The sequence below is a fragment of the Cysteiniphilum sp. GTC20157 genome (genome assembly GCF_055396795.1).
The window spans coordinates 2091402-2105777 of sequence record NZ_AP044698.1; the positions used below are offsets into that span (position 1 = coordinate 2091402).

General features: G+C 40.2%; 12 protein-coding genes. 4 read left to right on the forward strand and 8 right to left on the reverse strand.

Features of this window, described 5'->3' with window-relative positions; translation table 11 throughout:
- The first annotated feature begins 201 nt into the window (after positions 1 to 201).
- Both lepA and ACZ5V8_RS09465 read left to right on the forward strand, forming a co-directional pair.
- Positions 202 to 1989, forward strand: a complete 1788-nt coding sequence (gene lepA / locus ACZ5V8_RS09460) for a translation elongation factor 4 (protein ID WP_464217590.1) — start codon at positions 202 to 204, stop codon at positions 1987 to 1989.
- Between the two features lie 50 nt (positions 1990 to 2039).
- Positions 2040 to 3005 (forward strand): YheT family hydrolase, encoded by a 966-nt coding sequence (locus ACZ5V8_RS09465; protein ID WP_464217591.1) that lies wholly within the window; start codon positions 2040 to 2042, stop codon positions 3003 to 3005.
- A gap of 179 nt (positions 3006 to 3184) precedes the next feature.
- Here the strand turns inward: ACZ5V8_RS09465 and dnaJ are convergent, their stop codons facing one another.
- The 3 genes from dnaJ to grpE form a co-directional block, all read right to left on the reverse strand.
- Positions 3185 to 4312: a molecular chaperone DnaJ gene (dnaJ, locus tag ACZ5V8_RS09470; RefSeq protein WP_464217592.1), complete on the reverse strand. Its 1128-nt coding sequence runs from the start codon at positions 4310 to 4312 to the stop codon at positions 3185 to 3187.
- 95 nt (positions 4313 to 4407) lie between these two features.
- Positions 4408 to 6348, reverse strand: a complete 1941-nt coding sequence (gene dnaK, locus ACZ5V8_RS09475; RefSeq protein WP_464217593.1) for a molecular chaperone DnaK — start codon at positions 6346 to 6348, stop codon at positions 4408 to 4410.
- A 194-nt stretch (positions 6349 to 6542) separates the two neighbouring features.
- On the reverse strand, positions 6543 to 7130 hold the full coding sequence (gene grpE / locus ACZ5V8_RS09480; protein ID WP_464217594.1) for a nucleotide exchange factor GrpE: 588 nt from the start codon (positions 7128 to 7130) through the stop codon (positions 6543 to 6545).
- 417 nt (positions 7131 to 7547) lie between these two features.
- Here grpE and ACZ5V8_RS09485 point away from each other — a divergent pair, with 417 nt between their 5' ends.
- Positions 7548 to 8636, forward strand: coding sequence for a radical SAM protein (locus tag ACZ5V8_RS09485; protein WP_464217595.1), 1089 nt, complete (start codon positions 7548 to 7550; stop codon positions 8634 to 8636).
- Here the strand turns inward: ACZ5V8_RS09485 and ACZ5V8_RS09490 are convergent.
- The 5 genes from ACZ5V8_RS09490 to ACZ5V8_RS09510 form a co-directional block, all read right to left on the reverse strand.
- Positions 8631 to 8813 carry a hypothetical protein gene (locus ACZ5V8_RS09490; protein ID WP_464217596.1) on the reverse strand — a complete coding sequence of 61 codons (183 nt, stop codon included), beginning with the start codon at positions 8811 to 8813 and terminating at the stop codon, positions 8631 to 8633. The two genes, ACZ5V8_RS09485 and ACZ5V8_RS09490, sit on opposite strands and share 6 nt — an antisense overlap.
- 80 nt (positions 8814 to 8893) lie before the next feature.
- Entirely contained in the window at positions 8894 to 10000 is a 1107-nt protein-coding gene (locus ACZ5V8_RS09495; RefSeq protein ID WP_464217597.1) for a bifunctional nicotinamide-nucleotide adenylyltransferase/Nudix hydroxylase, read from the reverse strand.
- Positions 9997 to 10704, reverse strand: a complete 708-nt coding sequence (locus ACZ5V8_RS09500) for a BON domain-containing protein (RefSeq protein WP_464217598.1) — start codon at positions 10702 to 10704, stop codon at positions 9997 to 9999. The genes ACZ5V8_RS09495 and ACZ5V8_RS09500 overlap by 4 nt, the downstream gene beginning before the upstream one ends.
- Positions 10649 to 11824: a trans-sulfuration enzyme family protein gene (locus tag ACZ5V8_RS09505; RefSeq protein WP_464217599.1), complete on the reverse strand. Its 1176-nt coding sequence runs from the start codon at positions 11822 to 11824 to the stop codon at positions 10649 to 10651. The genes ACZ5V8_RS09500 and ACZ5V8_RS09505 overlap by 56 nt, the downstream gene beginning before the upstream one ends.
- A gap of 36 nt (positions 11825 to 11860) precedes the next feature.
- Positions 11861 to 13963, reverse strand: coding sequence for a helix-hairpin-helix domain-containing protein (locus ACZ5V8_RS09510; RefSeq protein WP_464217600.1), 2103 nt, complete (start codon positions 13961 to 13963; stop codon positions 11861 to 11863).
- 95 nt (positions 13964 to 14058) lie between these two features.
- On the opposite strand from ACZ5V8_RS09510, the gene ACZ5V8_RS09515 reads away from it, so the two are divergent.
- Positions 14059 to 14373 carry a hypothetical protein gene (locus ACZ5V8_RS09515; RefSeq protein ID WP_464217601.1) on the forward strand — a complete coding sequence of 105 codons (315 nt, stop codon included), beginning with the start codon at positions 14059 to 14061 and terminating at the stop codon, positions 14371 to 14373.
- Positions 14374 to 14376: the final 3 nt, after the last annotated feature.

Here is a 14376-nt window from a genome sequence, read left to right on the forward strand (position 1 = left end):
AGGTTATTTACCTCGCAGCTTAGACTGCTGGCAGGCATTCTATCACTATCCTTGACCATAACAAAGGATAATAGCGGGATTTTTATGCGCAAACTGCATTTTTGATTAAGACAGAACAATTCCTCACACAACTGATGATTCCTTTTATATCATTTTTTCGGCATAATGCTCGGCATAATAAAATAGCTACTACACAAGCATATGCAACACATCCGAAACTTTTCTATTATTGCGCATATTGACCATGGCAAATCAACGCTTTCTGATCGCTTTATTCAAGTCTGTCAAGGGTTGACTGATCGTGAAATGAAACAACAAGTACTTGACTCAATGGATATTGAGCGCGAACGTGGCATTACCATCAAAGCGCAAAGCGTGACCTTAAACTATACCGCCAAAGATGGGCAAACTTATCAACTAAACTTTATTGACACACCGGGGCATGTTGACTTTTCATACGAAGTATCACGCTCATTGGCAGCTTGTGAGGGTGCATTACTCGTGGTTGATGCAGCACAAGGCGTTGAAGCGCAAACGGTTGCCAACTGCTATACCGCGATTGAGCAAAACTTAGAAGTCATTCCGGTACTTAATAAAATTGACCTGCCATCTGCTGAGCCTGAGCGTGTATGCGCTGAGATTGAAGACATTATTGGCATTGAAGCCGTGGGTGCTACGACCTGTAGCGCTAAAACCGGCTTAGGTGTTGAAGACGTTCTAGAGACGATTATCGCTAAAATACCTGCCCCTGTTGGTGATTTGAATGCACCATTGCAAGCCTTGATTATCGACTCGTGGTTTGACCCATACCTTGGTGTTGTATCACTTGTTCGTATTCGTAACGGACAATTGCAAGTCGGAGACAAGATTAAGGTAATGTCGTCAGGACAAACCCATCAAGTCGATCAACTTGGCATTTTCACACCAAAGATGAACAAATTACAAATCCTAAAAGCAGGTGAAGTTGGGTTTATTGTCGCTGGCATTAAAGATATTCATGGCGCACCTGTAGGCGATACATTAACTTTAGCCAAAAACCCTACTGACAAACCTGTTCCTGGGTTTAAAAAAGTTCAGCCACAAGTCTATGCCGGCATGTTCCCGATTAGTGCGGATGATTTTGAAGCATTCCGCGAGGCATTAGAAAAATTAAGCTTAAATGATGCTTCTCTTTTCTTTGAACCTGAAGTCTCGCAGGCACTTGGCTTTGGTTTTCGTTGTGGATTCTTGGGACTTCTGCACATGGAAATTATTCAAGAACGCTTGGAGCGTGAATACAACCTTGACTTGATCACTTCAGCGCCAACGGTTATTTACAAAGTAACACTTAAAAACGGTGAAGAAATTGAAGTTGATAATCCATCGAAACTGCCTGAGCCTTCTGCCATCGCTGAGGTATGTGAGCCCATTGTTCGCGCGTCTATTTTAGTACCACAAGATTATGTCGGTGCAATTATCACACTTTGTGTTGAAAAGCGTGGCACACAAGTCGATATGAACTATTTAGGTCGTCAAGTATCTATCATTTATGACATCCCGATGATCGAGGTGGTTTCTGATTTCTTTGATCGTTTGAAGTCTGTTAGTCGCGGCTATGCCTCGCTTGATTATGAACTACAGCGTTATGAAGCTGCCAACATGGTGCTCTTAGATATCCTTATTAATGGCGAGAAAGTCGATGCCCTTGCCAGTATCGTCCACAAAGATCAATCCGTTTACAAAGGACGCGAGTTGGTTGAACGCTTAAAAGAACTTATTCCAAGACAGATGTTTGAGGTGGCTATTCAAGCGGCGATTGGTGGTGCTATCATTGCTCGAAGTACTGTAAAAGCGATGCGTAAGAACGTTCTTGCTAAATGTTATGGTGGAGATGTATCACGTAAGCGAAAACTTCTTGAAAAACAAAAAGCCGGTAAAAAACGCATGAAACAAGTTGGTAACGTTGAAGTACCACAAGAAGCCTTTTTATCTGTGCTTAAAAAGAATTAAATAAGAAAACAATCACCACCATTACCCCAAATCATTAGGCATTTTAGCGTATGGATTTTAACCCGATTAAACTTTCTGCCAAATGGCAAACCGTTGTCAGCAGTATGGTTGGCATACATTCAAACCCACCAAATACGCAAACGCATTATCTAGAGCTTCAAGACGGTGATCAGCTTAAACTTTCTATATCCCACGCAGGTACGACGACGAAAAATATTACCGTTGTGATGTTTCACGGTCTTTCCGGTGATGAGAACTCTTTGTATATGACGCGCATTGCAAAAAAGCTACTTAACTTAGACTATCACGTTGTCCGCGTTAATCATCGTGGTGCGAATAAACATTTATTGCCACTGGCTAGAAATATTTACCATGCAGGGAAAGGCGAGGATATTTATGCTGTATTAAAATATATTGCACATCTAGATAACCAAACTCAACTCATTCCCATTGGCTTTTCTATCTCAGGCAATATGTTACTCAAGGCACTGGCTGAGCATAGCAACAGCGATGCTCTACCGATTAAGCACGCCATTGCAATTGCACCACCAATGGATTTATTAGCAAGCATGGCCAAACTTTCGCAGAAGAATAATGCGATTTTTAATCGACACTTTGCCAAACGCTTATATAAGCTTTTTAAACATCGCGCCATTACCCATAATCACTATCAAACATTTCAAGAAAAAGCCGCTACTTTACCTAAAAATTATGGCGTCTATGAAATCGACGAGGTCTTTACGGCAAAGGAGGCAGGGTTTGTCACAGCACATGAGTATTACACCCATTCAAGCGCCAAAAACTATCTTGCCAAAATAATATATCAAACCACCATCGTCTGCGATCACGATGATCCGTTTGTTGATAATCGCTTTGCCATTGGACTTTTGCATACAAATATCGATATTCAATGGACTCACAAGGGCGGTCATATGGGTTATTTATCGCGATGTAAAGGCTTGCGCCCTTTTGAGTTTTGGCTTGATAAAAAAATTATTTCACTTATTGAAAGCTAAAACTAAATGTCCACCCATAATTAATCACCGTACCCTGAGCGTAAGTCGAAGGGTAAGCTTGGAAAGGTCACACTTCATAGAGGCTTCGACTTATGCTCAGCCAACGCCTATACAATCAAAGTGAGCAGGAATATGGTCATTGCCTATTGACAGCTAAAAAAATAAGAAATGCAAAGCCATTAGCTCCCGGCAAAAAACTCTTTAACATTATCAAACCAAGATTTTGATTTTGGCGAATGTGTTTGGTGCTCACCAATCGAATCACCAAATGCCTCTAACAGTTCACGCTGTTTACTATTGAGATTAATCGGTGTCTCGACGGTGACTTTACACATCAAATCACCCATGCTATTACCACGCAGGGCTTTAACACCCTTGCCTCTTAGTCTAAACATTTTGCCTGTTTGTGTTTCAGCAGGGATCTTAAGTTTCACTTTACCATCAATCGTTGGCACATCGAGCTCACCACCTAAGCACGCTGTCATAATACTAATAGGCACTTCACAATATAGATCCGAACCATTACGCTCAAAGATTGCATGCTCTTTGACATGTACTTGCACATATAAATCACCCGCTGGCGCGCCATTTTCACCGGCTTCACCTTCGCCTGATAATCTGATTCTATCACCGGTATCAACACCTGCTGGAATTTTCACAGAAAGTGATTTAACATCCTGTTTACGACCTTGACCATGACATACACGACATGGATCTTTAATTGTAGATCCACTACCATGGCACGTCGGACAGGTCTGCTCAACTGAGAAGAAACCTTGTGACATACGCACAGCTCCCGCGCCATGGCAAGTGCCGCAAGTTTGCTTACCTGAACCACCCGAACCATGACAGCTATCACATGAAACATAGGTTGGGACTTTGATCTTTTTGGTTGTGCCGTGCACTGCCTCTTCAAGTGTGATTTCTAGATTGTATTGTAAATCATTACCACGCCTGCTTTGAGCTCGTGATGAGCGCCCTGATCTTTGACCACCAGCGCCACCAAAAATATCACCAAAGATATCACCAAATATGTCGCCAAAGCCTTGTTGACCACCACCAAAGCCGCCATGTCCACCCGCTTGATTGACTCCGGCATGACCGAATTGATCATAGGCGGCACGCTTTTGTGGATCACTTAAAATTTCATAGGCTTCAGAAGCTTCCTTAAATCTAGCTTCGGCATCCTTATCATTAGGATTTCGATCTGGGTGATATTTCATTGCCAACTTACGATATGAACGCTTGAGCTCTTGCTCTGTTGCGCTCTTGGATACTCCTAATACTTCATAATAATCTCTAGGCATAGTGCTACCATTATTCTATTTCAATTCAAAACGCTATAAAAAATGCGGGACATGCCCGCATTTTTCAAGTTAAAAGTATCGTTTATTTCGATGAATTATTTTTTATCGTCATCTTTAACTTCTTCAAACTCAGCATCAACCACATTATCATCTGCCTTTTGCTGTGTTTGTTCTTCAGATGAAGCACCTGCTTCAGCATTCGCCTGACCTTGCGTTTGCTCATAAGCTTTTTGTGCAATCGGTGCAAACGCCTCTTCTAATGCTTTTGTTTTTGCTTCGATGTCATCTTTATTATCTGTTTTTAATACAGCTTCTAAATCAGTACATGCCGCTTCAACTTTTGCTTTTTCATCTTCAGAAACTTTGCCCTCTAAGTCTTTTAATGACTTACGAGCGCTGTGCAATAAGTTGTCACCAGTATTGCGTGCTGAAACCAACTCATGGAACTTCTTATCGGTTTCAGCATTGGCTTCAGCGTCTTGAACCATATTGTTAATATCATCTTCAGACAAGCCACTTGATGCTTTGATCACAATAGTTTGCTCTTTGCCAGTTGCTTTGTCTTTTGCCGATACATTCAAAATACCATTGGCATCAATATCAAAAGTTACTTCAATTTGCGGCATACCACGTTGTGCTGGTGGAATATCTGATAAGTCAAATCTACCCAGTGACTTATTCGCAGACGCCATCTCACGCTCACCTTGCAATACATGAATAGTTACCGCTGGCTGATTATCTTCTGCTGTTGAGAAAATTTGTGATTTCTTCGTTGGGATCGTCGTGTTGCGCTCGATCAACTTAGTCATCACGCCACCCATTGTTTCAATACCAAGAGACAATGGTGTTACATCAAGAAGTAACACGTCTTTCACATCACCGGCTAATACACCACCTTGGATCGCGGCACCCATTGCAACGGCTTCATCAGGGTTTACATCACGACGTGGCTCTTTACCAAAGAATGCTTTAACTTCTTCTTGTACTTTCGGCATACGTGTTTGACCACCAACCAATAATACATCGGTGATTTCAGAGACTTTAAGACCTGCATCTTGTAATGCTTTTTTGCACGGCTCAATTGAGCGCTTGACTAGATCTTCAACCAATGATTCAAACTTAGCACGAGTTACTTTGATGTTTAAATGCTTAGGGCCGGTTGCATCAGCTGTGATATATGGCAAATTAACATCAGTTTGTTGCGCTGATGATAACTCAATCTTAGCTTTCTCAGCCGCTTCACGTAAACGCTGAAGTGCCAAGGTGTCATTATGTAGATCAATGCCACTTTCTTTCTTGAACTCATCGATCAAGTAGTTCATTAATGCTACGTCAAAGTCTTCACCACCTAGGAAAGTATCACCATTTGTGGCTAATACTTCGATCTGGCTATCACCATCAACATTTGCAATTTCAATGATAGATACATCAAATGTACCACCACCTAAGTCATACACGGCAATGGTTTGATCTGCTTTTTGCTTATCCATACCATAAGCAAGTGCTGCTGCTGTTGGCTCATTGATAATACGCTTAACATCTAAGCCCGCAATGCGACCTGCGTCTTTTGTTGCTTGACGTTGTGCATCATTAAAATAAGCAGGAACAGTAATTACCGCTTCGGTTACCGTCTCGCCCAAGAAATCTTCTGCGGTTTTTTTCATTTTACGCAATACTTCAGCAGATACTTGCGGCGGCGCCATTTTTTTATCTTTTAACACTTCAACCCAAGCATCACCATTATCTGCTTTGATCACTTTGTATGGTACCTTTTTAACGATATCGTCTTGCACCACTTTCTCGTCAAATTTGCGTCCAATTAAACGCTTAACAGCAAATAGCGTATTGTGTGGATTCGTTACTGCTTGGCGCTTAGCGGCTTGCCCTACTAAAATCTCACCACCTTCAGTGTATGCCACAATTGAAGGGGTTGTACGCGCACCCTCGGCATTTTCGATAACACGAGCCGTCTTGCCGTCCATTACCGCAACGCAAGAGTTCGTTGTACCTAAATCTATACCTATAATTTTACCCATTATGATCTCCTTTTATTTCAACGCTCAAAAATATGTTGACGCGTTTTTATTTTTCAAGTTTTTATTTTATTTATTTCTTTAACTTTTTCGTTCTATCAGTCTAGTTTTTTGTAGTTAACGACTTGTCACATCTGACCGTATGCAATACGCCCCTACATCGATAACATCTGCAAAATGATCAAAAATATAAAACCTTAGTTTTTCACCACCAAAACACGTGCCGGACGAATAACACGATTATTCAACTCATAACCCTTTTGAAATACATTCATCACCATATTGTCATCCATTTCAGGATTAGGTGACATCGCCATTGCCTCATGTTTATTCGGATCAAAAACTTCACCATGCGGATCAAGCTGTGTCACACCAAATTTCTCTAGTGTGTCAACCAACATCTTCATCGTTAAGTCAACACCTTCCGCCATTGCTTTGGCTTCCTCAGACTCAGCTGAGACTTCAGCAGCCTTCTCCATGCTATCAAGCACAGGTAAGAGCGCATTGGCGAATTTTTCTAAGGCAAACTTATGTGCATTCTCAACATCCTTTTGTGCACGACGTCGAATATTCTCCATCTCAGCGTGCGCACGCAATACTTTGTCATCAGCAGTGGCAACAGTTTCCTGCATATTATCAATCGTTGTTTTGAGTAACTCATTTTCCTTACGAAGCGCAATCACTTCATCAATCATGTCTTGAGATTCAGCTGTTTCCTGTTCAGCAGCTTCTCCTGCCATCAATTCAAAATCTTCTTCGTGCTGTTTCGGATGCTTGTGTGACATTGATACACCTTAAATTATTTTTTTTAGATTTTTATTACGGCGTAACAATTGCGGGCGCTTTTGCGCTTTTCAAGGAATTATTTTAATAAATTATCCTCCAACGATTGATATACCGTTCACAAACCATTTTACAATACTCCTGTCATCGAATTTCCTGCACTTTTAAATGATTGTATTTTGCCAATAGCGAATGCGTTAAGAAATAATGAATAGTTTCATTGTTTTAGCAAATGAGCGCCCAAAGACTCTGTCAAGGGCAGCTATTACCTGCAATACAATCAATTTGCTTTCTTTGACCTATTTGGCTATACCAGTCACTCTGATAATTTCTTAAATTCACTAAAAATTGATTTACCTCAAGGAATATTTAGTTAGATAGCCTTAACATACAACAAATTTCTTATTCTAAACAAATTTATGAACTTTGAACCAAAATGGATCGCTTGGGAGACCACCCGTGAGTGTAACCTTACTTGTGTACATTGCCGCTCTAGTGCCTGTTTAGGTAAATATAAAGCGTTGGACTTTAGCACAAAACAAGGATTATCTGTGATTGATCAAATTGCTTCATTTGCCAAACCTTGTTTAGTACTCTCAGGTGGCGAGCCGCTATTACGTTCTGATATCTTTGATCTTGCGTATTATGGGACAAAGCGAGGACTACGCATGGCACTAGCGACCAACGGCACTTTAATCGATGACCACACCTGCCAAGAGATCAAGAAATCCGGCATTCAAATAGTCTCTTTAAGCCTTGATGGCAGCACAAGTATCACACATGATAATTTCAGACAACAACAAGGCGCTTTTGATGCCACACTCAAGGCGGCTGAGTTGTTTAATAAACATCATATCCCTTTTATTATTAACTCTTCTTTCACGCAACAAAATCATCATGAAATCAAGGAAACTTATGCACTAGCGAAACAATTACACGCAAAGGCTTGGTATATGTTTATGGTTGTTCCAACCGGTCGTGGTAGTGAACTTATGCAAGAGCTGTTACATGATAATAAATATGATGAAGCTTTAGATTGGCACTATACAATGGAAACTGAGGAAGAAGAGATGTTGGTGCGTCCAACTTGTGCACCGCATTATTACCGTGTGCGTTTTGAAAAAAATAAAGCGTCAGGATTGAGCACAAAATCACGTGCACTTTCATTCTCAAGTGGTGGCTCAAAGGGCTGTATTGCTGGCCAGTCGATTCTAACAATTGATGTGACTGGCAATGTCCATCCATGCAGTTATTTACCATTAAGTGCTGGCAATATCTTTGAATCATCTTTACAAGATATTTGGCATAATTCTGAAATGTTTAAGAACTTACGTGATTTTAAAAAGTACACAGGAAAATGTGGTCATTGTGAGTACATTAAAATCTGCGGCGGTTGTAGAGCTCGGGCGCATTTTATGAAGGGTGATTATTTAGCTGAAGAACCTTTATGTAACTACATGCCCAAGCGTCTGTCAGAAGAAACATCGAATAAATTACAAAGTTTATAGGTCGGTTTCTTGAAAATACACGGTAGCATTTTGTCGCTGCACAGAAGATGATTTGAAATCTTTTTTCATCATCTTACTACCCATGACTGAATTAGATGAAAAGTCAGTACCTGCTGCAAAACTGACATTGCCACTTAAAAATATTCCTATAACGATAACTGATAATAGTTTTTTCATAACACATCTCCTTTAGGTTGCAAACACATCTTAGTTAGATTCGAGTCTAGTAGGAGATTTTAAAAAATAAAATAATTGACTTAAAAACCAACAATGTCGCACGCAAATGAGGTAATAAGCTTATATTTCAGGGTCATAAACTTAATAATCTGATAGTGATCGTCCATAAGCAATGCGGACATTTTCTCAAGCACATCATCCAACTTAACCCACTTTGTCGCCTTGGCATCATCCTGAGCGGTAACCTGCGGCAACTCTTTTTGTGGCAGAATAATCAACCCTAAATGCGTAATAACACGTCCACGCAATGAGCGATCTGGATGATCGAAAACCTCTTGTGCTATCAGTGTTTGAGGCAGCTTTTCTGGCGAGATAACTAACGTTGTTTCCTCTTCCAATTCACGTAAGATGCCATCGATAATACGCTCATCTTGATCTAGAAAACCACCAGGCAATGCCCATAGATTTTTGCCCGGCGCCTGCTTTCTTTGAATAAGCAACAAATGCTTGTTGCACAGCACCATCGCATCAGTGGTGACAAACACAGGCTTAAATGGCGCATCCTGCCATGATGATTTATAACTCGCAATATAGTTAAATTCATCACGCATTGCTTGATAGCTTGGTGTTTGCATATATTTTTGCAATGTTTTGAAGCTACCTTTCTTATCTTCATTGTCAATAAGGTAATCAGTATCAAGTAAATGATCTTTAAATAACTTCTCGCGAAAATCTGTTGCATTAAAGTCATCAAAATTAGTGACATCAATATGCTGCCATACTGGGAAGCATTTCAAGTAATAACTACTGGCATCTTTTTGATGTCCAACGATCGCGATATGACTACCTTTATCTGCGTATTGCGCCACTTGTTCATGTACTTCATTGCGCCAACCTGCTTCGTTATAGAACCAATCGCTAACTGGCTCGATAATAATACGATTCAAGTCAATACCCGAAGCTTTCAAATCAGATAGAATCATTGTGCGTCTTTCTTGATAAGAGAAAGGGTTTTTAATACTTGGCGCTCTAAAAGCTGAGCCAATTAGAATAATAATTTTTTCTGCATGTAATAGCCCGTAACGTATATTATGCAAATGCCCAACATGAAATGGCTGGAAACGTCCAATAAACACACCATAATCATATTTCATTTTTTTTGTTGCTTCTTGCTTTAGATTACTCATGTTTTTTGCTCTATCGCTTGCTGATCTGCTTTTGCTGCTTCAACTGGATAAGAGACGTAATCATATACTTCAATGACTTTCTTAACTCCAGAAATATTTGCAGCAATGTTTGATGCTTGCCTACCCTCTGATTGAGTTACCACCCCTAAGAGATAAACCACACCTTTTTCTGTCACGACTTTAAACTTCAAACTGTTGACACCACTTGAAACTAGAGATGATACAACTTTAGAGGTAATCCAACTATCTGACAAATAGTCTCCTATATCAACCGGATCACCAATGGTTAGCTGATTATAGACAACCTTAACACCTGGAATTTTCGCCATGCGATTGGCAAGCTCTGTTTTAAGCATCTGACTTGGCACTTGCCCCAGTAACAACATAATATGGTTAAAAACGACCGGTTCGACATTAGAGTTGCCTTTAAGCGCTGGGTAGTCATTTAATAATGAAATCGCCTTAAATTGAATCGATTTATCCGAAGCATTGGTTTTGCCATCGACGCTACTACCAGCAACATTGCTACCAACAACAGCAGCTCCAGCGCCTGCAATTACAACTGGTGCACAAGCACTTAACAAACCAGATAGACCAATGCCTAAAATAAGTAATGATATGACTTTAATACTAATTGCGGTTTTTCTTTCAAGCCTGCTTTGAGTTTGCTGATTTTTCTTTTTTTGTTGCCTGATTATATTCATCGATAAACTCCTGAAATACCGTGAGTGTATCTGCTAACACCTCACAACCGATGGATAATCTTAACAACCACGGTGAAACTTGTAATTGAATTTGTTGCAGTTTTTGAACATCCTTATGCGACATGCTTGCTGGATGACTTAAAGAACAGTGTACCGCACCAAAGCTCACCGTTTTTGGAAAATAATCTTTCAGCTTTTGATATAACTGTTCAAACTGCACTTGATCGACACACTCAACTGCTAAAAGCCCGCCTAAAGATGCACAATTTTCATTAAGCCAATGCGCATGTTTTTGCACCAAATCACCAACATAATAAATATTTTTAAAGCATTTACTTGCCTTTAATAACGCATAAACAGCTGCCGCATTCTTGGTTATTTCAGCCATACGTAGATGCACTGTTTTTAAACTTCTGGATAATAACCACGCTTGAAATGGGTCTAGCGCATAACCTGTTTGGCGAATAATCTTAGCAATTTTCTCCTTAAATCGCTCATTGGTCGCAATCACTCCTGATGTGACATCAGCATGTCCAACAAGATACTTGGTCGATGACTGCAAAGCAATATCAGCACCAAACTTAAGTGGCATAAAGCCGTATGATGACATCAATGAATTGTCAACCACTAAGCAAATATTGCGCGCTTGCGTGATCTTTGCCAAATCAGCAACAGGTGTTATTTTCTGTAAAGGATTAGATACCGTCTCGCATAACACCATCTTGGTTTTTGCGCTTATTGCTCGAATTAAATGATCAGGCTCTTGTAAATCAATTTGCTTAATCACAATCCCTCGGTCTTCACACATCTCTTCCAAGATAAACGACAGCCCCGCGTAAAAATCACAACCGACAATAATCTCATCACCCACTTGTAGCATACTTAGCACAATATTAAGTGCTGATAACCCACTACTGACGGCAAATGCCGCATGCGCTTCATCTAAAATAGTCAGCTGCGCTTCTAGATAACAACGCGTTGGATTCTGCACCCGTGAATATTCAAATGCATTACTATTGTGTTGATCAAAGGTACTTACTTGATAAATCGGCATACTCACCGCATGATATGCGTCATCATTTTCAAGGTGCAATAAGCGCGTTATTCTACTGTTACTCATAATTTCTAAATCATTTATTCTTTTATGTTTTTAACATTACTCTACAAGACTCAATCCAACTCGTTGACGCTCAAGGTCAATACTAATGACTTTAATCTGTGGCAATTGCTCATTTAAACTGACCACTTCATTTGGATGACTGACACGCTTAGCACTTAGTTTGGAAATATGAATCATACCATCATTTTTTAAGCCAATATCGACAAAAACTCCAAAGTCGGTGATGTTACGCACAACACCTGAGACCACCATGCCAACTTTAAGCGAGTCTATATCTAAGGCTTCAGCACTGAAGCTTACTTCAGGCAATTCATCACGTGGGTCAAACCCAGGTTTTTGTAACTCTTTGATAATATCTTTCAACGTTGGCTCGCCAATGTTATACATTTTGGCAAAACTTACAATATCGATCTGCTTTAGTTCATCACTTGATTTTGTTAATAACGCTCTAGCAATCGCATAATGCTCAGGATGCACACCGGTATTATCTAAAAGATCATGCGCCTCAGGAATACGCATAAAGCCTGAACACTGCTCAAATGCTTTATCGCCCAAGCCCTTGACCTTCTTAAGCTCAGCTATATTTTTAAAACCACCCATTTTATTGCGATATGCTACGACTTCTTTTGCTAAGCGTGGACTTAAGCCCGCGACATATGATAACAATTGCGCGGATGCTGTATTGACATTAACACCGACATTATTCACAACAGCCTCAGTGACATCACTTAATTTTTGCACCAATTTCTTTTGATCTACATCATGCTGATATTGACCAACACCTAAGGCTTTTGGATCAATTTTCACCAATGCTGCCATCGGGTTTTGTAAGCGCTGCGCTATTGAAATCGCCCCTCTTACCGTAACATCCAAATGTGGGTACTCCTCTTCGGCCACTTCTGAGGCTGAATAAACTGAAGCACCTGCTTCAGAAACTACCGTATAGCGAAGCTTATGCTCTATATTCTTATTATAGTCAGCGAAGAAGTCCTGTAACTCACGTGATGCCGTACCATTACCAATTGCCACGGTGTCAATGTGATATTTTTCAACTAAGTCATTAACGATTTTTTTGGCTTCTATTGTTTTGTTATGCGGAGGGGCTGGATATATAACAGCTTCTGCCAAATACATGCCCTTTTCATCAATAACGGCTAACTTAGCTCCGGTTTTAAAGCCAGGATCAACACCCAACACGGCATGCGCTTTCACTGGAGGAACCATCAACAAGTGACCTAAGTTATCAGCAAAAACATGTATTGCTGAATTTTGCGCTTTCTCTTTTAGCGTATTGATTACCTCACGCTCAATTGATGGATATAACAATCGCTTGTAGCCATCATAATAAGCCTCTATCAACAATGCTGACACGCCTGCAGCATGTCTTGGCAATTTAAAACGCGTAATCGTTTCTTTATAGCGCTCATGATCTATCTCAATCTTAATACTAAGCTCTTTTTCAGCAACACCTCGAAAAATTGCCAATAAGCGGTGCGCAGGTATTTTATTAACATTAGATTGATATTGATCAAACTGCGCAAAATTACCTTGGGCATTGCATGTTTTGGTGGTTTTAACTTGCAAAGTGCCAAAACGCGAGACCTGATCGCGCACATAGGCACGCTCTTTGGCATTATCAGCATAAATTTCAGCAACGATATCCATCGCACCTTGCACTGCTTCATCAATGGTTTGTACGCCATTTTTGACAAACGACTTAGCACGATCATAAAATGCAGCCTCACTATCATAGGCTTTAAAGAGAATATCTGCTAACGGTTGCAGTCCTTTCTCAATCGCTACTTGCGCACGAGTGTTACGCTTTTGCTTAAAGGGTTGATAAATATCCTCTAAATCATTTAATGTATTGGCTTCATTAAGCGCTTTTTTTAATAACTCGTCATAAACACCACGCTCGGTTAAGGTGTGAATAATTTCCTCTTTGCGCGTATCAAATTTCTGTAAATACTGATAATGTTCATAAAAATTTCGAAGATCCGTATCACTAGCGCCACCCGTCATCTCTTTGCGATAACGCGCAATAAAGGGAATAGTTGCCCCTTCGCTTAACAGTGAAACAATATTCTCAGTGGCTTTAATCGATAATCCACTTTGTGTCGCAAGTTGCTGTAAATTCATGGGACATTAAGGCATGCTAATTATGCTTGCTATCTTCAGCGATTTCACCGCTGATGTCCATCATTAATTGTAGCTACCCCACAGATGCTTTCTATATGATTTTCGTTATCTACTTAGCACTTTTGCATGATGATATTTTACCAATAGAGTGGCTATTAACTGCAATAACATCATGCAAAATTACTCAAGCATATTTAGAAACTAAGCATGAAAGCACCTATGGAGTAGCTATATCTAATCACACTGCCACACTTGCAGATTTAGCAAGCTTAAGGCAAGCTGTCATCAACAATATAGTAAATGAAGAAATAAGTTACGCTATTTCTCATCTCTCCCCCTGCGGGAGAGGTCGTGCAGCTTACGCTGCACGGGTGAGGGGAGTAATTAAAACTCAACTTAATTCTTATTGATTA